Raw genomic sequence first — 20,207 nt, 5'->3', positions numbered from 1 at the left:
TTGCGCTTTAGCGCTGAAGCGCAACAACGTACCGATCTACTTGACAAATTGAGGCATAATTTCCGCAGCGGTGAATAAGCCGTAAATACCTCTTTGATTTAAGGCTATTCCAGCTTTTAGATAACCGAAGGCGGGACCACAAACATTGGCTGCCATGCTGGTTTCATCGCCTAAAGTGAAGGTATGGGTGGAAATTTTGCCTTCAAAGGTTCTACCAGTTATTTGAACGTTGGTGCTCAAGGGTTTTTTCGGGTTGCGGGTATCGACGACTCCGCCGACTGTGACGCGATCGCGCGGACAAATTCCCGCCAATTCCAGCATGATATCATCAGCGTGTTCCATATTTTCCAGAGCTAAAATGCCGTTTGTTTTATCTAATAATGCTTCGACTTCGGCATCGCTCATGGCTACCGCTTTCTCTACGCTGTAACCTGGGATATGGGCAATATCTTCCCGAATTGTCGCCCGATAAGCTTCCCAATTAGCAATTCCCACACCAAAGGTTATCTTTACTGAATGAATCTCTGCATAACTTTGTGCTGCTAAAGCTGCTGCTGCGGTTAATAACCCTGGAGTTGCACCACATCCAGTCATGTAAGTAATCCCTGCTGCTTGTAAACTATCTCTTAATTGCAGCATTTGTTCGACGGCACTGGTACGCTTGAGAGCATCAACTAAAACTCCACGCCAACCAGATTGAATGATTTCCTTGACTACAGAAGCCATAAAGGTATTCGGTAGATTAGGTAAGGCGAGGAAGTACCCCTCTACATCTGCTTGGCTGATTAAATCAGAAATGCTGTTGTTGCTTAAAGTACCGCCTGCTTCCAAGTAGCCGAGAGAACCTTGAGCTTGGTAGGTCGTGATGCAAGTATCGGGATTTAAGCCTCTAGCGTCGTAAGCATAACCTTTTTTATCCGCAGCTGCTACCCAAATCATTTCTTGCTTCGGCGCAAGTATTCTAGCGGCTGCTTGTCCTAACCCTCCAAAACCCAGCACTCCTACAGGAATGGGATTTGTGAGTTGTGTTAGATTCATCATTCTTAACCTGAAATTTTAAGACAACCTTTAATTATGGAATGATTTAGCTAAAGTCAGAGTTATTGAAAAAGTTTATTAATACCATCTTAGTTGTCTATGTTACAAATCTTATCATTTATATAGTGTTTTGACTGAAGTAAACACACTATATATAGTGGCTAAAACATGGATAGGAAAAAAGACTGCTGTGATGTGATGAGATATATCAATGCTTGTAAGGCTTGTAGCTATGTCCAGGGGTATCTTGACTGCTGGGGCAAGTTAAGCGAAACTGACAAATAATTGAGGGCTTAATCGCGTAAATAATAAGTTGTGTTGCGCTTTGATTCGATTTGCCACATTAGGTAAAGTGAATTAAAGACAAAATTGTTAGCATCTCGATCGAGAAGCTGCGATCGCACTGTTAAGTGCGCTTCCGCGTAGCTCTTACTTTTGAGAATCGCTAAGTTCAATGAGTATATAGGTGACAACCAAAAGCATGGAAACACTAGAGTTTATCATCTATCCCGATGGGCGAGTCAAAGAAAAAGTTACTGGCATCATAGGGAATTCCTGTGCTGAGGTTACGGCTGCAATTGAAGCTCAACTTGGACAAGTACTTAGTCAGGAGGAAACTTCTGAGTATTTTGCTCAAGTATTAGAGCAATCAAACGCAGCCACAACCCAAGCGACTTTTAGTGAATGGTAAGTTGTTTTTTCAAAAATTTTACTTTGTTTTAATCATCAGAAACTATGTCACACTTTAGCCAAATCAAAACTCAACTCCGTAACCTTGTCTCCCTGCAAACTGCTTTGACAGACTTAGGGATTGATTGGAAATCTGGCCCTTGTCCAGTGCGCGGTTATCGCGGTCAAACCATTAATGCTGAAATTGCGATCGAGCAGGAAAATGGTTACGACATTGGCTTTAGATGGAACGGCAACGAATATGAATTAGTTGCCGACTTACAGTATTGGCAGCAACCCATCACTGTAGATAGATTTTTAAATAAAATCACTCAGCGTTATGCTTTCCAAACTGTATTAAATGAAACCGCTAAACAAGGTTTCCAAGTTGCCGAACAACAAAAAAATGAAGATGGTTCAATTCGCCTAGTTGTACAACGCTGGAGGGGCTAATGTCCGACTTTTCTCCCGTATCAGGAGATAATGGCGGCGTAGCTCGATCGGGTCTAGAACCAGAGTTAGGTGGTTTTCTCAGAAACGATCCCGAACGCTCTGGTTTTGAGCCAGAACTTGGTGGTTCACTCCGGCAAAAAGGTGTTTATGTAGATGAGATTACCTGCATTGGTTGTAAGCATTGCGCTCACGTTGCGCGTAATACCTTCTATATAGAACCTGATTATGGTCGATCGCGAGTAGTTCGGCAGGATGGCGACTCGGAAGAGTTAATTCAAGAAGCAATTGATACCTGTCCTGTTGATTGTATTCACTGGGTAGACTACACAGAGTTGAAAAAACTGGAAGCAGAACGCCAATACCAGGTAATTCCCATACCTGGGTTCCCAGTAGATTCGGTAATGGCTACTGCCAGAAGCCGTCAACATAAGCGCAGGTCAAAAAAGCACTGAATTTGGTTTTCCATGCTTTCTTGGTTGCAAATTATAGAAATTAGGGCTGTTTTGAACAGCCTTTTTTGTTGAAGGAAGAAGGGAAGAAAGGCAGAAGGTTAAACTCAGATTTTACAGCAATGGAGGTAGAACCTCCCAGATCCTCGTTCCCAGGTTCAACCTGGGAACGAGAAACCGAGGCTCTGCTTCGTGGTGCAAGATCTGAGTTTGAGGAATTTGGTATAAGATATTTTTGGCAATAGTCAAAGTCTAAAATCTAAAATCTAAAATCTAAAATCGAATGAGTATTACTTTTGAAATGCGAGTTTCTGTACCAGAAGATGTTTTAATTCGGGAATTAGATGGGGAGTCGGTGATTCTAAACCTGAAGAGCGAACGTTATTTTGGTTTGGATGAGGTGGGAACTCGAATGTGGGAAGTGCTTTCTACTTCGGAGACGATCGCATCTGCATACCAAACTTTATTATCAGAATATGATGTAGTTCCCGAACAGTTAGAAAGTGATTTGTATAATTTACTTCAACAACTGATACAGCATGGGTTGATTAATGTCAGCAGTTAATAATTGGCGTAAGTTAAAAAAACTTTCTTGGTCAGAACTAATGCTGCTGATACAAGCATTTTTATTGCTGCCATTGGTAGCTTTGGGAATAAAGTGTTTTGGGTTTAGAAGCTTTTATGGGAAAATAGCTAACCTTAACCGCAGGAAATATGTTGTGCAAGCGAGGGAGGGAATTAAGGAAGCTAGGGCGATCGCAAAATTAGTAGAAATTGCTAGTAGATATGGTATATATAAACCTAATTGTTTACAAAAATCATTGCTGCTTTGCTGGTTGTTGCGACAACAAGGTATGGAAAGTGAATTGCGAATTGGTGTACGTAAAAAAGAAGAACTTTTAGAAGCTCATGCTTGGGTAGAATATCAGGGTTGTATTTTGAACGATCGCAGCGATGTTAACCAACTTTTTGCGCCTTTTGCTGAGGCAATTCTGCCAGTCGAGGTAAAAATATAATGAGCGGTATTGTCGGGATAATTAATCGAAATGGTCAACCAATTAACCCCGATCTATTGCAGAAAATGACCGATTTCATGAGCTATCGAGGGCCAGATTATCAACAGATTTGGTTAGATGGTAATGTTGGTTTTGGTCATACAATGTTGCAAACTACTAGAGAGTCTTTAGAGGAGAAACAACCTTTTAATTTAGATGGGATTTGGATTACTGCTGATGCGAGAATTGATGGGCGAGAGGAGTTAATTGAAAAGTTAAAGATTAATGCGGGAACAGATGCGGAATTAATTTTGCGTGCTTATCTTGTTTGGGGGGAAGATTGCGTTCAATATTTGTTGGGTGATTTTGCTTTTGCTATTTGGGATGAAAGAGAGCAAAAGTTATTCTGCGCCAGAGATCATTTTGGGGTGAAACCTTTTTATTATGCAGAAGTTGGGAATTGTTTTATTTTTAGTAATACGCTGAATTGTGTGAGGATTCATCCTGATGTTTCAGATGAGTTGAATGATTTGGCGATCGCAGATTTTTTACTATTTGGTTATAACCAAGAACCTACTACAACTACTTTTGCCGATATCCAACGTTTACCACCATCACATTATTTAAGTTTGTCAAGAGAAAGACTTCAAATCAAACGTTACTGGACGTTACCTACAGATGGTTTTATTAGATATAAACGTGCAGAAGATTACATAGAAAATTTTCAAGAATTAATGGAAAAAGCGGTTAGTGACCGACTGCGAACAAATCAAATTGCTGTCTCGATGAGTGGAGGAATGGACTCCACAACTATAGCGGCTACAGCTTGCGAATTTTTTCGTAAAAAAGGTGATAATTTTGATTTAAGAGCGTTCACCGTTATCTACGATCAATTGATTCCAGATCGAGAACGTTACTATTCGGGATTAGTAGCAGAAACTTTGGGAATTCCAATTCACTACTTGGCTGCTGACAGTTATACTTTGTTTGCAAAAGTAGAGCAACCATTGTTACAACGTCCCGAACCTAGCAGTTTTTCTTTGTTAGCAATTGTTGCCGATCGCTTCAAACAAATTGCTACCCATAGCCGAGTTTTGTTAGATGGTAATGGGGGCGATCCAGTTTTTGCTTCTTGGGGCGCTTATTTTTATTTTACTTATCTAATGAAAAACTGGCAATTCGATCGCCTAATTAGAGATACAGTTGAGTATGTTGTCTCTCATAAAAGATTACCCCAACCGGGAGTGCGATCGCGTTTGAAACGATTGTTAGGTATTCGTCCCCCAGTACCCGCTTATCCCAACTGGATCAACTCGGATTTTTCCGCTAAATTGGACTTGCCTGGAAGATGGGAACAGTTTTATCGGGAAAAACCGCTAATTCATCCAATTCGACCAGAGGCATATCAACAGCTTACCAGTTCAGGTTGGCCTTGTCTGTTTGAAAATTACGATTCAGGAGTAACAGGTTTGCCTGTGGAAGTACGGTATCCCTTTTTTGACCTGCGTCTGGTAAATTACTTATTGGCAATTCCACCAGTGCCTTGGTGCTTACATAAAGAACTAATGCGGGTGGCAATGAGAGGCATTTTACCGGAGTTGGTGCGTCAGCGTCCGAAAACCCCAATGTTGGGTAATCCGATAACTGCACTTTTGCAGCAAGCTAAGTCGTCAGGGATCGATCGTTTTACACCTGTACCAAACTTGGCTAAATATGTCGATCGAAATGCGATACCCCTACTTTCTGGAACAGAACAAGATATTAATGAAGTTTGCATTAATTTGCAACCATTGAATCTCAACTATTGGTTAGAACACAGTTATAAAATAGTAAAGGAACAATACTATGCACTCCCCTAACAAATTATCTAAAACACCATATCAAAGCCCCAAATTATTCGTTTATGGTGATATTCGGGAACTAACGAGAGGTCAAAGTATTCCTACTTCTATAGGTGATAATCCTTCTCAGCCTCCCACTCTTCCTAATCAAAATAAGTCAGTAGCTTAATCGTCGTAATTGCTGCAAGCTGGAGGCTAATTACATTAAAACATGACACCTGCACCATTTTTTTATTCTATTTTCGGCCTCTATCTAAATTCTAATTTAGCCATACCAGGCTTAATAGTTTTACCAAGTGTATCGAAAGTAGACGTACAGGTAAGTTTTAATGAATTTCCTCCTGCTTTACAGACAAATATTGAGTTAAAGCAAAAAATCTGGTGGGTGAGTCGTTATAAAGATGAAAACGATCGCCCTCTGGTAACAATTTGGCAACTAGAAAATGGCGATTATTGGCGGTGGGAATATGGCGATCGCACTGAGTTTATTATCGATCGAAAAGGTACTCAAATTTGGGCTAATTGGCCTAACAATTTGACCTTAGAAGATACTGTTACATATTTGCTGGGGCCAATTTTTGGCTTTGTATTGCGGTTGCGAGGCGTTGTTTGTTTACACGCTTCTGCTGTGGCAATAGAGGATAAATCGATCGCAATTCTTGGCCCAGCAGGTGCGGGAAAATCTACCACAGCGGCAGCTTTTGCTCAAGCTGGTTTTGCTATATTATCTGATGATATTGTCCCAATTTTAGAGAGGGATAATCACTTTTTAGTACAACCTGCTTATCCCCGTTTAAGATTGTGGCCTACATCGGTAAAAGCTTTGTACGGTGAAGAGGATGCTTTGCCTTGTTTGACACCAAATTGGGATAAACGGTTTCTAGATCTTACTCAACCAAAATATAAATTTCAGGAGTTACCTTTACCTTTAGGTGTTATTTATATTTTGAGCGATCGCACTACTTCCCCATCAGCCCCTTTCTTGGAAAGAATACCCAGTAACAATGGTTTAATTAGCTTAATTTCTAACACCTACGCTAACAATTTGTTAGATAAAAAAATGCGTGCTACTGAATTCGATTTGTTGAGTCGGGTATTAGCTAAAGTTCCTTTGCGAAGAGTCACACCTCATGCAGATTCAGAAAATATTTCTAAACTATGTGATGTAATTTTAGAGGATTTTCACAAATTAAGTAATAATGTATAGCATTTCTGGATATGGCAGCATGATTGCTGACAAAGGGCGCATGGATGCTTATGTTAAAGCGCTGCGTCAAACAGTAAAACCTGATTCTATAGTAGTAGATATCGGAACTGGTACGGGAATTTTTGCGTTGCTTGCCTGTCAGTTTGGGGCGAGGAAAGTTTACGCGATCGAACCTAGCGATGCTATCCAAGTAGCAAAAGAAATTGCCAGAAAAAATGGAAATGGCGATCGCATTATTTTTATTCAAGATGTTTCAAATAACGTAAAAATTCCCGAACTTGCTGATGTAATTGTTTCCGATATTCGCGGAATGTTGCCATTATTTGGGCAACATATTCCAACAATTATTGATGCCAGAAAGCGGTTGCTTACTGAGGATGGTATTCTAATTCCGCAGCGTGATATCTTGTGGGCAGCAGTAGTGGAAGTGCCGCATTTGTACGATCGCATCGTCAATGTTTGGGAACACAATATTTGTGGTTTAAATATGACAGCGGCACGACAAATTGTAGTTAATAATTGGGGTAAAGGTTGGATAGCACCAGCGCAACTTTTAACTATGCCGCAATATTGGGCGATCTTAGATTATCCTACTATAGAAAATCCTGATGTTAGAGCCGAATTAAGTTGGACTGTAGCGCGGAGTGGAACTGGTTATGGAGTAAGTATTTGGTTTGATGCAATATTGGCAGAAGGGAGCGGTTTTTCTACTGCGCCTGGGATGCCAGAACTTGTTTATGGTAATGGTTTTCTTCCTTGGTTAAAGCCTGTTTTTTTAGCAGTTGGTGATAAAATTTCGGTAAATTTGCAAGCTAATTTAGTTGGTAATGATTATATTTGGCAATGGAATACTTGCATTTTACATCAGGGTGATTTAAGTCAAGTTAAGGCGAATTTTCAGCAATCAACTTTTTTCGCAACGCCGCTTTCTCCAGTAAAATTGCGTAAGAGTAGTTCTGCTTATTTACCGAGTTTGAATGAAGATGGACAGATCGATCGCTTAATTTTAGAATTAATGAGCAACGGTATAATGTTGGGTGATATCGCCACTCAAATTCAGGAGAAATTTCCTACTTGCTTCCCTAATTGGCAAGATGCTTTAACTAGAGTGGGAAATCTGGCTCAGAAATATAGTAAATAATATTTTTACTCAGATCTTGTACCAAGAGGCGGAGCCTCTGTTTCTCGTTCCCAGGTTGAACCTGGGAACGAGTATGGGGAGGTTCTACTTCCCCTACTGCAAAATCTGAAAAGTTGTTACAACAAACCTAATATTGTAATATGAGAAATTTAACTTTTTTAGAGCAGAAATTAAAAAATGGTTTGAATCAGCTTCCTTATTTAGTAAAAGCTTTTGATTTAGTTTGGCAAGCTGCGAAAAAATGGACTGTTATTTGGGCAATTTTGCTAATTATTCAGGGTTTATTACCAGTTGCTACAGTTTATTTAACTCAGCAAATAGTTGATAGGTTGGTAGTTACTTTAAATGTGGGCATTTCTAGGGAAAAGGTGATTCCAATTTTAATTTTAGTTGTTTTAATGGGAGGAGTTTTATTATTAACTCAAATATTGGGAAGTTTCTTAACTTGGGTGCGTACAGTTCAATCAGAATTAGTTAAGGATTATATTAGTGGTTTAATTCATAAAAAGGCAATGTCAGTGGATTTTGCTTTTTATGAGTCAGCGGAATATTACGATCGCCTACATCGCGCCGGACAAGATGCGCTTTTTCGTCCAACAGCCTTGTTAGAAAATAGCGGAAGTTTAGTACAAAATAGCATTACTTTAATCGCAATGGCAGCAGTTTTAACCCAATTTGGTATTTGGATACCTGCGGCATTATTAATTAGTACTTTACCCGCTTTTTTGGTAATTTTAAATTACAGTAAACAAAATTATGATTGGTGGTTAAAAGCAACAGCTGATGAAAGACGTAGCTGGTATTACCATTGGTTACTCACAGAAAAAGAATCGGCAGCAGAATTAAGAATTTTTGAATTAGGCGATTATTTTCGATCTGCTTATCAGAGTTTGCGGCGCAAGTTACGTACAGAAAAAGTTAAGTTGGCGAAGAATGAGAGTTTGGCGAATTTGGGTGCAGGTGCGATCGCTCTTTCCATTACCGCCTTTGCCTTAACTTGGATGGTATGGCAAGTTTTACAAAAACGGGTAACTTTAGGAGATTTAGCATTATTTTACCAAGCTTTTAACCAAGGTCAAACATTGATGCGAAGTTTGCTCCAAAACTTAGGTCAAGTTTACAGTAATATGCTATTTTTAGGCAATCTTTTTGAGTTTTTAGAATTATTCCCCCAAATCATAGATCCGCAAACACCAAATTTAACACCAACAAACTTAACTCAAGGAATTAATTTTGAAAACGTTTCTTTCTGTTATCCAGGTAGCAACAAAGCCGCTTTAGAAAACTTTAATTTAACTATTCCAGCAGGCAAAATTATAGCCATTGTCGGCGCAAATGGCGCGGGTAAAAGTACCTTGCTTAAATTGCTTTGTCGCTTGTACGATCCGCAACAAGGAAAAATAACTTGGGATGGCATTGACTTACGTGATTTGCCAATTCAAAACCTACGAAGATTGATTACTGTTTTATTTCAACAACCAGTTGATTATAATACTTCTGTTGCTGAAAATATAGCTCTTGGTGACTTATTAGCTACTGCCAAATTGCCAGAAATAACTAATGCTGCTGAAGCTGCGGGAGCAACAGAAATAATTGCTCGTTTACCTGATAATTACAATACACTTTTGGGTAAATTATTTACAGGTGGCGTGGAACTTAGCGGTGGTGAATGGCAAAGAATAGCTTTAGCAAGGGCTTTTTTGCGTCAAGCTCCTTTAATTATTTTAGATGAACCAACTAGCGCAATGGATTCTTGGGCTGAAGCAGATTGGTTAGAGCGATTTTGTCACTTAGCTAAAGGGAGAACAGCTATTATAATCACTCATCGTTTTACTATTGCTAGACGTGCTGATATCATTCATGTTATGTCAGATGGTGAAATTGTAGAATCGGGGTGCCACGATGATTTATTAGCTCTTAATAGTCGTTATGCTCGATCGTGGAAAACTCAAATGCAGGTAAACTAAAAGTTAATGAACAACCTAAAAGAAAACCAATCATTAATAACCTTAATTTTACGGGGAAGATGGGATAAAACAGCGTTAAAAGTGGCGCAAGAAATAGCGAAAAATAGTGATTTAGATTGGGATAATTTATGCGAATTTGTATATATTGAAGCTTTGACTCCCTTGCTTTATCGAATTTTGCGAAACGAAGATTGGTTGCCAGAAAATGTACAAGTAGAATGGCGCAATGCCTATTATCAAAATGCTTGTCGCAATACTTTGTTGCTACGAGATTTGGGTAAGGTGTTGCAAAGATTGGCAGATGTTGGAGTAGATGTAATTGTCCTTAAAGGTGCAGCTTTAGCAGAAAAAGTATATCGTGATATTGCTGTTAGACAGATGGTAGATTTGGATTTACTAATTCACCCAGAAGATTTAGCAATTGTGAGAGAAGTTCTAGCAAATTTGGGTTATCAGCTTGCAGGTGTGGAAATGCAATCTGGGTTTAATGAAGAGTTTCGCAATGAGGAAATTCATTGTAAGCAGGGATTAGTAAATGTTAATTTAGATTTACATTGGAAATTAGTTAGTCCGGTTTATTATCAACGGACTTTTTTAACTGATTGGTTTTGGGAAACGGCAATACTAACTAAAATTAGTGATTCTCCAGCTTTTATTTTAGGTAATGAAGCACAAATTGTTTATCTATGCGCTCATTTAATGTTACATCATGGAGGAAATAGTTTACTTTGGTTGCATGATATTGCTGAGGCGATCGCTTTTTCCCCCACAGAAATAGATTGGGATTTAGTGATTACCAAAGCCCAAAATTACAAATTAGTATTATCAGTTCAACAAATTTTGCTGCGAGTAGCTGATGAATGGAAAGCGGAAATTCCGGGAAATGTGCGATCGCAATTAGCTATTTTAAAACCATCTTGGGAAGAAGTTAGAGCCTATTCTTGGCAAAATCAAACAATGGTTTTACGTTTATTTGATGATTTAGCAGGTGCAAAAGATTGGTTGACTCGTTTACATATCGCTTGGGATACACTATTTCCTAGTCGCGCCTATATGCAGCATCGTTACCAAATTTCCCATCCTTTACTTATTCCTTTTTATTACCCCTATCGTTGGTTACGAGGTTTCCGAAAAGTATCTGGGTAATTAGGATAATAGGTATCGAGAAACTAATATTAAAATTAATTTCCCAGTCCCCAATCCCCAATCCCCAATCCCCAGTTCCCTATAATTACTTCAAAGGATGATGTTCAGTTAAAATTTTTTCGACTCTTGCTTCGTCAATTCTAGCTGTTAGTTTTGTCGCTTCATGATTATCTCTAACGGTTTTAGCTAAAGTAAAAGTAGAACCAATTGAAAAAAGTAAACCCATTCCCATATAACCTTTTACCCAACCATCTACAGGTAGATAAAATATCCCGACGGAGGTGGCAGAAACGGAAAGAATAAAAGAGAGCCAAACTTGAATAATCCAAGCTGTAGTATCTTTTTGATTATGAATTGATTGTTTCATAAATATCACCTTAAGGGAGGAGGAAACTATTTGTTGATTTGCTTTATGTTACAATTTTCTATTTACTTTTTATCGCTAATGGGCAGTAAGTGACAGTTTATTAACTGGGTGCAACAAATTAATGTTTGTTAGTTGTAAATTCGGATTTTATCAGTGAGTTTGTTGCTAAAAATGGAGACACTTTCACAACTGGCACAGAAATATGTTATTTAGCAACATTATTAGTTATTTCAAATAATGTATTTTTGTAAAGAAATAGGGCTAAGGAATTAAGTAGAAAAATGCTTTAAACTATATAATATTAATCAGTATTTTGCTTGCAAATATGAATACTTACTTAGGCAACCTGGGTAGTGGACAACAGGTTTACGTTGAGAATCAGGGAACGCAAACGATCGTCACGCTTTTTAGCAGCAGTCCAGGACAACAACAAAGTCAAAGCAACAGTTTTACCACAGGTTCTTGGGTAAAACCGCCAGCTTTGTTTCGCACTGCATCTGGGGCAATTTTGCAAATTGAAACTCAATCAGGTAATCATTTTGTAAGTCTACAAACTAATGGAATGAGTACTCTAAATGAAACTCCTTCTTTGAGTAATGCAGAAAATATTCCCCTACAACAAACAGAAAAAAATCCCATATCGGCAATGCCTCCCATGCCACCGATACAAGCAATGGAACCAATGAAACCAATGGAACCGATGCGAATGGGAAATATGGAAATGCAAATGTCGCCCACAATGCAAATGCGAATGGGAAGTATGGAGTTAAAAATGCCGTCGATCGCCACAGGAACGCCAGCAAAAGGTGGTTTTTGCACTCAATGTGGTAATCCAATAACTGAACAAGATAAATTTTGTGGGCGATGCGGTCATCAACTTAGATAGGTTGGATACATTCAGGGCGATCGTTTTTCGGGCTATTCACTTTTGTACTAACAGGAAAAGCGGTCATTTCTTCTGTAGGGTAGGGTTGCAGCAACGATTGTAACAATTCAGTTTTCTTAACTTCTGGATCTAACCATTGTTCGTAATTTTTAGAATCAATAATTACTGGCATTCTGTCATGAACAGGACGCATTAATTCATTGGCTTCTGTGGTAATAATTGTACAAGATTCGATCGACTCACCCTCCCCTTTTTCCCAATGTTCCCACAAACCCGCAAAAGCAAAAGGTTCGCCATTTTCTAAGCGAAAATAAAAGGGTTGTTTTTCCCCATCTTGAGTATGCCATTCATAAAAACCATCAGCCAAAATTAAACAGCGACGCTTTTTAAAAGCAGCACGAAAAGCAGGTTTTTCGGCAACTGTTTCGCCTCTAGCATTAATTAGTTTTGCGCCCATTTTCGCATCTTTTGCCCAACTGGGAATTAAACCCCAACGCAACATTTTAAACTGACGTTCTGAACTTTCCGAATTTACTAAAACTGTTGCTATTTGTTGAGTTGGTGCGATGTTGTATCTAGGAGAAATTTCAGGAACTTCTTTAACTTGAAACTTGTCAGCTATAGCTTCTGCTACTTGGGTAAAACTGTATCTGCCACACATAAAATTTGGAGGATTGCTGATGTATAAATTATACGAATTTTTTGCTTCTGGTAACTGCTACAAACTCAGGCTTTTGTTAACTCAATTAAATATCCCTTTTCAAAGAATAGAAGTTAATATTCTGAAAGGGGAAAGTCGAACTCCTGAGTTTTTACTTAAAAATCCTAATGGGAGAACTCCAGTTTTAGAAATTGAGACTGGGAAATTTTTAGCGGAATCAAATGCCATCCTTTTTTATTTGAGCGAGGGAACAGATTTTTTGCCAACAGACTCTTTTGAAAAGGCACAAGTGCTGCAATGGTTATTTTTTGAACAGTACAGCCACGAACCTTATATTGCCACTTCTCGATTTTGGATTACTACTGGAAAAGCGGAAGAAAACCGGGAGGCACTCAACCAAAAAAGAGCCGGGGGTGTGGCTGCATTAAAAGTAATGGAACAGCATTTAACTGAGCATCAATTTTTTGTTGGCGATCGTTATACTATTGCTGATATTGCTTTGTTTGCTTATACTCATGTGGCTGATGAAGGAGGTTTTGATTTATCGAAATTTCCGGCTATTCAAGCTTGGATAAAGCGAGTACAAGCCCAGCCAAAACATATTAGCATCACACAACAAGTATAGCAAAAATTATCTTTAAACATCAGTGTCTATTTCTACTAATTTTGTTCTGGAGGATAAACCTGATTTAATAGTAATTTGAGATTTGGAAACGTTAAACTTTTCTGCTAATAGTTTAATCAACTCTTCATTTGCTTTGCCGTCAACTGGTGGTGATTTTAAATGTACAATTAAACTACCGTCGGCTTCTTCTTGAATATTTTGCTGTTTAGAATTGGGTTTAACTTTAACTTGTTTTTTCATGCTCTTTTCCTTTTCGCCAAAGTTGACGCAACCAGAACCAACCGAAGAAACAACCTATTAAATAATAAACAAGGTCTTGCCAATCAAAGTGAGTTCCTAGCGTCATTCTTCCCCAAAATGTATAACGAAATCCTTCTAAAAATGGTGGTTTCCAAAGTTGCAAAAATTCTATTATACTATTAAAAATAAAAACCCAAATGGGAATTTGTTTGATTGCTGGATAAGTAGGAAAGAAGAGAAAGAGTATTAAACACCAAAAGATTTGGTAAAGAATATCGCCAGCATAATTGTCGATCCAGGATTGAGCGGGGCCGTGATAAAATTTAGTTAAAAATCCGAGTGGTGTAACAATTAGTAGTGAAATTAGAGTTAATTTACGAATTTTGCTTTTGTTGTGACTCAATTTTTACCTCTACAAGTGAATCTAGATACACAAAAACCTATCTGAGCTAAATTATCTCTCAGATAGGTAAGTTTTTTGAGAGGCAAATTGTACTGGTGAGAAGTTTGGGTTTTATTATGATTGATTGCGATCGGTATAGCCAATGACAGCTATTTTGTGTCGATATACTAATTCACCACCATACCAACCAGAAAGACCGAGAAGCAATGCCACAATAATCGAGATAATTAATCCTGTGGGTACAATTGCGCCAGCGATTTTTCCCCAACGCAATACTAAGTTAACAATTGTTAGGGTTAAAGCTGCAACATTGAGGATCATGTGTGCCCAACCTGCGGTACGTTTGCGGACTCTTTCTATGCCCAAAAAGTCCATTAATCCGGTAGCTGCTGCTAATAAACCAGTTACTATTCCAGCAACTATTAACCAGAAAGCGCCTCTTGCCCAAAACAAATCTTTTGTCCAAAAATAGAGTAGATCGCAGACTGGTGCAGCAACCAAAAAGGCAATTGGTAAAGTAACAATTGCGGGGTGAATGGGATGTCCTGCGATCGCTACTGTACTAGTGACACCGCTATCTTGATATTCTGATTGATGGCTTTCAATTAATGGGGGAAGATTTGGAGTTTGTGTCATATTCCTCTTAAGTTGTTTGGTTCGCCTAATTTAGTTTTTTGACAGTCAAAACTTTGACTATCAGAAATTGCTTTGGCAAGACAACATATCTCAGTTGCAAATTTTCTGAGGATTATCTTTCTTAGGTTATTATACTATTATTCACAGAGAATCCTACAAATTTAATTTATATCAGTAGTAAACAAAGCGTATCTATCCCACGAAGTATATGATAGAAAAATTTATCTATCTGAGAGTAGAATTTCAAGAAAATATTAGCGTTTTTTCTGAGTTAGACCTCAAATGTAATCTGAAAAACATCAAGATTATTTAATACTAATTGAAGAGAATTTAAGGGTTTTAACTCCGTCAAAAGAGAGAGGTAATTACTGGATTCCTATTGCAGGATAAGACTAGATAACTTTGGCGATATTAAGAGAATAAACACAGAGGAGAACAACATGGTATCGACTCTTGACGACACCAAGCGCATTGCTATTGCTACCAAATTAGCAGACATGAAAGCTATCCAAAACTTAATCATCAGCAATGAGCAAATGCTGTTGAATGCTTGCGGAGATCGAGAAATCTGCGATCGAGTGCGGGAAATGCTGAATGATGACCAGAAAAACCTGGGCGTATTAGACACAGTAATCGTCCAATATGGTGTCAAAGCAGAGCCAAAACAAACGACTCAAGAAATGATTGAGAAAGCTCAAAAAATGATGCAAAGTTCTGAGTTAACTTTATTTGAAAAGTTCTCTCAACATGAACTTTTGAAACACGCTCAAGTAATGAAAGGATTGTTAGTTCATAAAGCTGCACAAGTTGTGGGTGCTGATATTGAAGCTGCAATTACTCCTTTAAATACCATCAATTTTGAAAATCGGGCACATCAAGAACAATTGAAAGGTATTTTAGAAATTTTAGGCGTGCGGGAACTGACTGGAAAAGATCCCGATCAAGGTATTTGGGCGAGAGTTCAAGATGCGATCGCTGCTTTCTCTGGAGTTGCTGGTAGCGTGCTCACCCAAAATTCTGGTATGTCTGATATGACAATTGAGCAAATTATTCGCATGGATCATGCTAAAGCTAACACCTTGTTCATGGAAATTGAAGCTGCGAACGATCCATTAAAAGCACAAGAATTCTTTGGTCAACTTTACAAAGATTTGACAGCACACGCTAAGGCGGAAGAACAAGTTGTTTATCCCGCAGTACGTCCTTATTACTCAAAGACATCAGATTTGTATCAAGAGCAAGCTGAACAAGAAAGAATGCTCAATCAAATTATGTCTATGAGTCCTGGTTCTGCTGAATTCAAAGAGCAAGTTAAGCAGTTAGCACAGATGACTCAGCATCACATTAATCAAGAAGAAAATGAAATGTTCCCCAAAATTCGGGATAATTTCAGCAACGCGCAACAGCAACAAATGGCGAGCGAGTTCAAAGCTGCTAAGAGCAAATTGCAAGACCAAATGGCTGCTATGAAATAAGCTTAACAGCTACACAACAAGCAAGTTAAATCTAGGGAGCTTAACTGTAGCCCCTAGATTTTTCTGGAGTTTTGTAATTGTTCTTTTTACTAATTTGGAAAGATTTATTTTCTTTTTAGAGTCTTTTTTATCGGTCGAGAGAAGGATGAATTAACTGTAAATTGTATGACATTCTCAAAGTATGGACTAATTCCATAATTCATGAGAAAGGAAACACGAGATGGTAAAAAGTTTAGATGATGTAAAACGTTCTGCTATTGCTATGGAATTGGCAGATATGGCAGAACTTCAAAAGTTGTTAATTGCTAATGAGCAACAGTTTATTTCCGAAATTTCTGACTCTGATGTTCGCGATCGCTTTCAAAAGATGTTGGATGACGATCGAAAGAATATGGGTGTTTTAGAAACTGTAATGGTGCAGTATGGTGTCAAGGCGGAACCTCGCGATGTCACCAAGCAAATGATTGAGCAAGTTCAACAATTAATGCAAGGTTCGGAATTAAAATTATTCCAAAAAGTAGGACAGCACGAACTATTAAAGCATAAGCAAGTAATGGCTGGGCTTTTAATTCATAAATGCTCTCAAGTTGTGGGTGCTGATGTTGCAGTTGCGATCGCACCTTTAAACACCATTAACTTTGAAAATCGCGCTCATCAAGAACAACTCAAAGGAGTAATTGAGCTTCTTGGAACTCGTGAATTAACTGGCAAAGACCCTGAACAAGGACTTTGGGGAAGAGTGCAAGATGCAGTCGCCGCTTTATCAGGTGTGTTTGGTAGTGCTGCTACCCAAAACACTGATAAACAAGACATGGATATTCGCGATTTAATCAGATTGGATCACAATAAAGTGAACACAATTTACACCGAAATGGGCGCGACTGAAGATGTTTCCAAACTGGAAGAATTATTCGGTCAAATGTACAAAGATTTGTTAGTACACGCCAAAGCGGAAGAACAAGTTGTTTATCCAAAAGTTCGCCCTTTCTACGGTGATGATAACACCCAAGAACTGTTTGATGAACAAGCAGAAATGGAGCGGATGTTGAATGAAATTAAGTCGATCGATCCTGCTAATTCTCAGTTCAAAGAAAGAATTAAGCAACTGATGGATGTAGTTGGCGATCACATTCGTCAAGAAGAAAGCACTATGTTCGCTGCGATCGGTAACAACTGTAACGAACAACAACGCGAACAGTTAGCTAGCGAATTCAAATCAGCTAAAAGCCAGATTCAAGATCAAATGGCTGCTTCCATGAAGTAATTAATTGCTCATTTAACAACTTGGCTTTCCCACCATTTCTTTGTCAGGTGGTGGGATTTTTGTTAATATTTTTCTTGGAGAAACCGCAATGAATGTTATCGAATTAATTAAATCCGACCATCGCAAAGTCGAGTCTTTGTTTTCAGAAATGGAGAAAGCTAAAGACCCCAAAAAAATGCAAAAATTGTTTGATGAAATCTATACTGAGTTAACTTTACACGCGAAGGTTGAAGAGTTAACCATCTACCCAACTATGCGGAACTACGATGAAACTCATGACATGGTAGAGGAAGCTGAAGAGGAACATACTGAAGTTAAGGAACTGCTAGAAGAACTTAAATCTATGCGTCCTAGCGATTCTGAATTCATGGCTACAATTGAGGAATTAAAAGATGCTGTTCAGCATCACGTTGAAGAAGAAGAAAGCGAAATTTTACCTTCTGTAAGTGATAGCATGGATGAACAAGAAATGAAGGAACTTGCTAAGGAGTTTCAAGAGGCTAAAAGCAAGTTAGAAAAAGAGATTTCTGCTTCTAGTTAATCAAGGGTTATTAAGTAAAAAATGGTGCGTTACGCTTTCGCTAACGCACCCTACAACTATCAACAAGTAAGAGAGAATAACTCTCAAATCTGTTTAAGCGTTGACGACTTCGCCGCCATTGGGATGCAAAATTTGACCTGACATATAAGAAGAATCATCTGATGCTAAAAATACATAGCAAGGTGCAATTTCTTCTGGCTGTCCGGGACGTTGCATTGGTACTTGTTTTCCAAAGGTGGCAACTTTATCTTCTGGGAAAGTTGCGGGAATTAAAGGTGTCCAAATAGGGCCAGGTGCGACACCGTTAACGCGAATTTTCTTTTCAGTTAGGGATTGGGAGAGCGATCGCGTAAAGGCAACAATTGCTCCTTTAGTTGAAGAGTAATCCAGCAATTGTTGATTACCTTTATAAGCTGTAACTGAGGTAGTGTTAACAATTGTGCTGCCTTCTTTCAAATGTTTAAGTGCAGCTTTAGTTAAGAAAAACATTGAGAAAATATTGGTGCGGAAAGTACGTTCTAACTGTTCGGCGGTAATATCTTCTATGCTTGGTTGAGGATGTTGTTCCGCAGCATTGTTAACCAGAATATCGAGCTTTCCTAACTCATTAACTGTCTTTTCTACTGCTTCTTGGCAAAAGTTTTCGTCACCTATATCACCTGCGATCGTAATACATTTACGACCTTCTTGTTCTACTAATCTTTTTGTTTCTTTTGCATCATCATGTTCGTTTAAATAGGCGATCGCCACATCTGCATCTTCTTTAGCAAAAAAGACCGCCACTGCGCGACCAATTCCACTATCACCACCAGTAATTAAAGCTACCTTATTCCGTAACTTTCCACTACCCTGATATTGAGCATCATCTGATTTTGGTTTGGGAGTCATTTCTGACTCAATACCAGGTTGTTTTTCTTGCTTTTGAGGTGGTTGTAACTGTTGCTTTGATGGCATAATATTTTACTGGAGAATCTTCAAAAAACTGCACCCGAAATTGACAGCAACCCAATTGTAAAATTGTGCTTTTCAAACTTTGGAAATAATGGCAACTGAGATTGTTTAATAATGCGTTTACTACCTGCGATCGCTCTGAGGGAAACTTTAATTTCCTCGCCAGTAATAACTAAGTGGAGGAAGCGACAAAAACTCCACACCGCTCTTTAATCTTTGGCATTTTTACACCGTTTATACATCTGCCGTCGCTCTCCTTCGATGCACAACAATGGGACACAGCGATAAAACTCCCATCCGATGTAAAATTCTGCTTTCTCAGCTATGTTTCAGGTTAACGATTACCAGTTTTTACTTTATCAACCTATGGATAGAGAATTGGCTAATTGGTCAGAACTTAATCGTTGAAACAATCCAACTAATACCATCAATTAAATAGTATGAGCCAATTAATATTAAAGCCAAACTACCAAGGTGAGTAATTTTTTCGGAATATTTCAATAAACCGCGAGTTTGTTTAGCTAAACCTGCGAACAAACTAGCAAGAAAAATTACTGCTGTGTAACCGATCGCATAAAAAACCATTGCTAAAGTAGTTTGCAATTGTGAACCTGTCGTAGAGGAAGCAGCTAACACCGCAAACATAATTGGACTCGTGCAAGGAGAACTGACTAAAGCGAAAGTTAAACCCACACCATAAGCTCCAAAAATGGGAATTTTAAAGTTAGTTTTGGGCAGAGGTAAACGGATAATTCCTAATAGGGAAAGTGCCATTAAAATAATGATTATGCCGACAATTAGCTGAACAAAACCTCGATATTTAAGTAAAATAATTGTGGCAAAAGAAGATAATATCCCAAATAAACTGAGCATTGTTACTACACCTAAAACAAATGCTCCAGCTTTGGTAAAAGCATCCCAGCGAGAGGTAATTTCACGAGTACCAATGTAGCTGAGATTGATAGGAAGTAAAGACAGAATACAAGGAGAAATACTGGCAATTAAACCGCCAGCAAATGAGAGAGAAAATAAAACTAGGGGATTATTTGTGTTTTGTTCGGAGAACCATTGCTGATAGCGATCGCCTATTCCCAAAACAAAATTGTCGATCGCTTCTGATATACTATTTGCAATGAAATATTTACTGACTAAGATTACTAAAATTGTCGCCCCAAATAACGAGCCAAAAAAGAACCAATTAGAAAATTTAGGCTTAGTTAATTTTTCTGCAAACCATTTACTAAGAGTCATA

General features: G+C 38.4%; 26 protein-coding genes. 16 read left to right on the top strand and 10 right to left on the bottom strand.

Features of this window, described 5'->3' with window-relative positions; translation table 11 throughout:
* Positions 1-36 precede the first annotated feature (36 nt).
* Both bioU and ACE1CA_RS23430 read right to left on the bottom strand, forming a co-directional pair.
* Positions 37-1,041 carry a (S)-8-amino-7-oxononanoate synthase BioU gene (gene bioU, locus ACE1CA_RS23435; protein ID WP_413277696.1) on the bottom strand — a complete coding sequence of 335 codons (1,005 nt, stop codon included), beginning with the start codon at positions 1,039-1,041 and terminating at the stop codon, positions 37-39.
* A 290-nt stretch (positions 1,042-1,331) separates the two neighbouring features.
* On the bottom strand, positions 1,332-1,493 hold the full coding sequence (locus ACE1CA_RS23430; RefSeq protein WP_413277695.1) for a hypothetical protein: 162 nt from the start codon (positions 1,491-1,493) through the stop codon (positions 1,332-1,334).
* A 26-nt stretch (positions 1,494-1,519) separates the two neighbouring features.
* Here ACE1CA_RS23430 and ACE1CA_RS23425 point away from each other — a divergent pair, with 26 nt between their 5' ends.
* From ACE1CA_RS23425 to ACE1CA_RS23375, 11 genes are all read left to right on the top strand, one after another.
* Positions 1,520-1,729 carry a DUF2997 domain-containing protein gene (locus tag ACE1CA_RS23425; RefSeq protein ID WP_413273462.1) on the top strand — a complete coding sequence of 70 codons (210 nt, stop codon included), beginning with the start codon at positions 1,520-1,522 and terminating at the stop codon, positions 1,727-1,729.
* 44 nt (positions 1,730-1,773) lie between these two features.
* The gene (locus tag ACE1CA_RS23420) at positions 1,774-2,160 is read left to right on the top strand and encodes a DUF1257 domain-containing protein (RefSeq protein ID WP_413266590.1); all 387 of its coding nucleotides are present in this window, start codon (positions 1,774-1,776) and stop codon (positions 2,158-2,160) included.
* Positions 2,160-2,612, top strand: coding sequence for a ferredoxin (locus ACE1CA_RS23415; RefSeq protein ID WP_413277694.1), 453 nt, complete (start codon positions 2,160-2,162; stop codon positions 2,610-2,612). Before ACE1CA_RS23420 ends, ACE1CA_RS23415 begins: the two co-directional genes overlap by 1 nt.
* Positions 2,613-2,892: 280 nt before the next feature.
* Positions 2,893-3,174 (top strand): PqqD family protein, encoded by a 282-nt coding sequence (locus ACE1CA_RS23410; protein WP_413277693.1) that lies wholly within the window; start codon positions 2,893-2,895, stop codon positions 3,172-3,174.
* Positions 3,161-3,625, top strand: a complete 465-nt coding sequence (locus ACE1CA_RS23405; protein WP_413277692.1) for a lasso peptide biosynthesis B2 protein — start codon at positions 3,161-3,163, stop codon at positions 3,623-3,625. The genes ACE1CA_RS23410 and ACE1CA_RS23405 overlap by 14 nt, the downstream gene beginning before the upstream one ends.
* Positions 3,625-5,463 (top strand): asparagine synthase-related protein, encoded by a 1,839-nt coding sequence (locus tag ACE1CA_RS23400; protein ID WP_413277691.1) that lies wholly within the window; start codon positions 3,625-3,627, stop codon positions 5,461-5,463. The genes ACE1CA_RS23405 and ACE1CA_RS23400 overlap by 1 nt, the downstream gene beginning before the upstream one ends.
* The gene (locus ACE1CA_RS23395) at positions 5,450-5,614 is read left to right on the top strand and encodes a lasso RiPP family leader peptide-containing protein (protein WP_413277690.1); all 165 of its coding nucleotides are present in this window, start codon (positions 5,450-5,452) and stop codon (positions 5,612-5,614) included. Before ACE1CA_RS23400 ends, ACE1CA_RS23395 begins: the two co-directional genes overlap by 14 nt.
* A 42-nt stretch (positions 5,615-5,656) precedes the next feature.
* A complete protein-coding gene (locus ACE1CA_RS23390) occupies positions 5,657-6,652 on the top strand; it encodes a phosphoenolpyruvate carboxykinase (ATP) (RefSeq protein ID WP_413277689.1) in 996 nt (331 codons plus the stop codon).
* Positions 6,645-7,793 (top strand): 50S ribosomal protein L11 methyltransferase, encoded by a 1,149-nt coding sequence (locus tag ACE1CA_RS23385; protein ID WP_413277688.1) that lies wholly within the window; start codon positions 6,645-6,647, stop codon positions 7,791-7,793. Before ACE1CA_RS23390 ends, ACE1CA_RS23385 begins: the two co-directional genes overlap by 8 nt.
* Before the next feature lie 140 nt (positions 7,794-7,933).
* The gene (locus tag ACE1CA_RS23380; protein ID WP_413277687.1) at positions 7,934-9,760 is read left to right on the top strand and encodes an ABC transporter ATP-binding protein; all 1,827 of its coding nucleotides are present in this window, start codon (positions 7,934-7,936) and stop codon (positions 9,758-9,760) included.
* A 6-nt stretch (positions 9,761-9,766) separates the two neighbouring features.
* A complete protein-coding gene (locus tag ACE1CA_RS23375; RefSeq protein WP_413277686.1) occupies positions 9,767-10,906 on the top strand; it encodes a nucleotidyltransferase domain-containing protein in 1,140 nt (379 codons plus the stop codon).
* An 85-nt stretch (positions 10,907-10,991) separates the two neighbouring features.
* Here the strand turns inward: ACE1CA_RS23375 and ACE1CA_RS23370 are convergent, their stop codons facing one another.
* On the bottom strand, positions 10,992-11,273 hold the full coding sequence (locus tag ACE1CA_RS23370; protein WP_413277685.1) for a YiaA/YiaB family inner membrane protein: 282 nt from the start codon (positions 11,271-11,273) through the stop codon (positions 10,992-10,994).
* 325 nt (positions 11,274-11,598) lie between these two features.
* Here ACE1CA_RS23370 and ACE1CA_RS23365 point away from each other — a divergent pair, with 325 nt between their 5' ends.
* On the top strand, positions 11,599-12,159 hold the full coding sequence (locus ACE1CA_RS23365) for a zinc ribbon domain-containing protein (protein WP_413277684.1): 561 nt from the start codon (positions 11,599-11,601) through the stop codon (positions 12,157-12,159).
* Here ACE1CA_RS23365 and ACE1CA_RS23360 read toward each other — a convergent pair.
* A complete protein-coding gene (locus ACE1CA_RS23360; RefSeq protein ID WP_413277683.1) occupies positions 12,152-12,820 on the bottom strand; it encodes an SOS response-associated peptidase in 669 nt (222 codons plus the stop codon). The two genes, ACE1CA_RS23365 and ACE1CA_RS23360, sit on opposite strands and share 8 nt — an antisense overlap.
* Positions 12,821-12,839: 19 nt before the next feature.
* On the opposite strand from ACE1CA_RS23360, the gene ACE1CA_RS23355 reads away from it, so the two are divergent.
* Positions 12,840-13,445: a glutathione S-transferase family protein gene (locus ACE1CA_RS23355; RefSeq protein WP_413277682.1), complete on the top strand. Its 606-nt coding sequence runs from the start codon at positions 12,840-12,842 to the stop codon at positions 13,443-13,445.
* A gap of 12 nt (positions 13,446-13,457) precedes the next feature.
* Here the strand turns inward: ACE1CA_RS23355 and ACE1CA_RS23350 are convergent, their stop codons facing one another.
* From ACE1CA_RS23350 to ACE1CA_RS23340, 3 genes are all read right to left on the bottom strand, one after another.
* Positions 13,458-13,685: a DUF167 domain-containing protein gene (locus ACE1CA_RS23350; protein ID WP_413277681.1), complete on the bottom strand. Its 228-nt coding sequence runs from the start codon at positions 13,683-13,685 to the stop codon at positions 13,458-13,460.
* Entirely contained in the window at positions 13,669-14,088 is a 420-nt protein-coding gene (locus ACE1CA_RS23345) for a ribosomal maturation YjgA family protein (RefSeq protein WP_413277680.1), read from the bottom strand. Before ACE1CA_RS23345 ends, ACE1CA_RS23350 begins: the two co-directional genes overlap by 17 nt.
* A 114-nt stretch (positions 14,089-14,202) precedes the next feature.
* The gene (locus tag ACE1CA_RS23340; RefSeq protein ID WP_413277679.1) at positions 14,203-14,724 is read right to left on the bottom strand and encodes a DUF2231 domain-containing protein; all 522 of its coding nucleotides are present in this window, start codon (positions 14,722-14,724) and stop codon (positions 14,203-14,205) included.
* Between the two features lie 440 nt (positions 14,725-15,164).
* Between ACE1CA_RS23340 and ACE1CA_RS23335 the strand changes: the two genes are divergently transcribed.
* The 3 genes from ACE1CA_RS23335 (at position 15,165) to ACE1CA_RS23325 (ending at position 18,004) form a co-directional block, all read left to right on the top strand.
* A complete protein-coding gene (locus ACE1CA_RS23335; protein WP_413277678.1) occupies positions 15,165-16,199 on the top strand; it encodes a hemerythrin domain-containing protein in 1,035 nt (344 codons plus the stop codon).
* Between the two features lie 220 nt (positions 16,200-16,419).
* Positions 16,420-17,463 (top strand): hemerythrin domain-containing protein, encoded by a 1,044-nt coding sequence (locus ACE1CA_RS23330; protein WP_413277677.1) that lies wholly within the window; start codon positions 16,420-16,422, stop codon positions 17,461-17,463.
* Between the two features lie 88 nt (positions 17,464-17,551).
* Positions 17,552-18,004 carry a hemerythrin domain-containing protein gene (locus tag ACE1CA_RS23325; protein WP_413277676.1) on the top strand — a complete coding sequence of 151 codons (453 nt, stop codon included), beginning with the start codon at positions 17,552-17,554 and terminating at the stop codon, positions 18,002-18,004.
* Between the two features lie 93 nt (positions 18,005-18,097).
* Here ACE1CA_RS23325 and ACE1CA_RS23320 read toward each other — a convergent pair whose 3' ends face one another.
* From ACE1CA_RS23320 to ACE1CA_RS23310, 3 genes are all read right to left on the bottom strand, one after another.
* Complete coding sequence (locus tag ACE1CA_RS23320) at positions 18,098-18,958, bottom strand: SDR family oxidoreductase (RefSeq protein WP_413277675.1); 861 nt, start codon at positions 18,956-18,958, stop codon at positions 18,098-18,100.
* A 20-nt stretch (positions 18,959-18,978) separates the two neighbouring features.
* On the bottom strand, positions 18,979-19,158 hold the full coding sequence (locus ACE1CA_RS23315) for a hypothetical protein (RefSeq protein WP_486517502.1): 180 nt from the start codon (positions 19,156-19,158) through the stop codon (positions 18,979-18,981).
* A gap of 187 nt (positions 19,159-19,345) precedes the next feature.
* Positions 19,346-20,206: a cytochrome c biogenesis protein CcdA gene (locus ACE1CA_RS23310; RefSeq protein ID WP_413277674.1), complete on the bottom strand. Its 861-nt coding sequence runs from the start codon at positions 20,204-20,206 to the stop codon at positions 19,346-19,348.
* Between the last annotated feature and the right edge of the window lies 1 nt (position 20,207).

The sequence above is a fragment of the Floridaenema evergladense BLCC-F167 genome, assembly GCF_041929205.2.
GTDB lineage: Bacteria > Cyanobacteriota > Cyanobacteriia > Cyanobacteriales > Aerosakkonemataceae > Floridanema > Floridanema evergladense.
Note: the sequence above shows the minus strand (reverse complement) of the source record. Positions and strands in the feature narration are given on the sequence as shown.

Bases quoted from the DNA above. Each gene is read 5' to 3' on its own strand.
- ACE1CA_RS23390 (WP_413277689.1), top strand. From the start codon at position 5,657: ATGACACCTGCACCATTTTTTTATTCTATTTTCGGCCTCTATCTAAAT.
- ACE1CA_RS23335 (WP_413277678.1), top strand. From the start codon at position 15,165: ATGGTATCGACTCTTGACGACACCAAGCGCATTGCTATTGCTACCAAA.
- ACE1CA_RS23405 (WP_413277692.1), top strand. From the start codon at position 3,161: ATGTCAGCAGTTAATAATTGGCGTAAGTTAAAAAAACTTTCTTGGTCA.
- bioU (WP_413277696.1), bottom strand. From the start codon at position 1,041: ATGATGAATCTAACACAACTCACAAATCCCATTCCTGTAGGAGTGCTG.
- ACE1CA_RS23340 (WP_413277679.1), bottom strand. From the start codon at position 14,724: ATGACACAAACTCCAAATCTTCCCCCATTAATTGAAAGCCATCAATCA.
- ACE1CA_RS23320 (WP_413277675.1), bottom strand. From the start codon at position 18,958: ATGCCATCAAAGCAACAGTTACAACCACCTCAAAAGCAAGAAAAACAA.
- ACE1CA_RS23400 (WP_413277691.1), top strand. From the start codon at position 3,625: ATGAGCGGTATTGTCGGGATAATTAATCGAAATGGTCAACCAATTAAC.
- ACE1CA_RS23330 (WP_413277677.1), top strand. From the start codon at position 16,420: ATGGTAAAAAGTTTAGATGATGTAAAACGTTCTGCTATTGCTATGGAA.
- ACE1CA_RS23415 (WP_413277694.1), top strand. From the start codon at position 2,160: ATGTCCGACTTTTCTCCCGTATCAGGAGATAATGGCGGCGTAGCTCGA.
- ACE1CA_RS23375 (WP_413277686.1), top strand. From the start codon at position 9,767: ATGAACAACCTAAAAGAAAACCAATCATTAATAACCTTAATTTTACGG.
- ACE1CA_RS23410 (WP_413277693.1), top strand. From the start codon at position 2,893: ATGAGTATTACTTTTGAAATGCGAGTTTCTGTACCAGAAGATGTTTTA.
- ACE1CA_RS23370 (WP_413277685.1), bottom strand. From the start codon at position 11,273: ATGAAACAATCAATTCATAATCAAAAAGATACTACAGCTTGGATTATT.
- ACE1CA_RS23365 (WP_413277684.1), top strand. From the start codon at position 11,599: ATGAATACTTACTTAGGCAACCTGGGTAGTGGACAACAGGTTTACGTT.
- ACE1CA_RS23420 (WP_413266590.1), top strand. From the start codon at position 1,774: ATGTCACACTTTAGCCAAATCAAAACTCAACTCCGTAACCTTGTCTCC.
- ACE1CA_RS23425 (WP_413273462.1), top strand. From the start codon at position 1,520: ATGGAAACACTAGAGTTTATCATCTATCCCGATGGGCGAGTCAAAGAA.
- ACE1CA_RS23310 (WP_413277674.1), bottom strand. From the start codon at position 20,206: ATGACTCTTAGTAAATGGTTTGCAGAAAAATTAACTAAGCCTAAATTT.
- ACE1CA_RS23360 (WP_413277683.1), bottom strand. From the start codon at position 12,820: ATGTGTGGCAGATACAGTTTTACCCAAGTAGCAGAAGCTATAGCTGAC.
- ACE1CA_RS23355 (WP_413277682.1), top strand. From the start codon at position 12,840: ATGTATAAATTATACGAATTTTTTGCTTCTGGTAACTGCTACAAACTC.
- ACE1CA_RS23385 (WP_413277688.1), top strand. From the start codon at position 6,645: ATGTATAGCATTTCTGGATATGGCAGCATGATTGCTGACAAAGGGCGC.
- ACE1CA_RS23395 (WP_413277690.1), top strand. From the start codon at position 5,450: ATGCACTCCCCTAACAAATTATCTAAAACACCATATCAAAGCCCCAAA.
- ACE1CA_RS23325 (WP_413277676.1), top strand. From the start codon at position 17,552: ATGAATGTTATCGAATTAATTAAATCCGACCATCGCAAAGTCGAGTCT.
- ACE1CA_RS23350 (WP_413277681.1), bottom strand. From the start codon at position 13,685: ATGAAAAAACAAGTTAAAGTTAAACCCAATTCTAAACAGCAAAATATT.
- ACE1CA_RS23380 (WP_413277687.1), top strand. From the start codon at position 7,934: ATGAGAAATTTAACTTTTTTAGAGCAGAAATTAAAAAATGGTTTGAAT.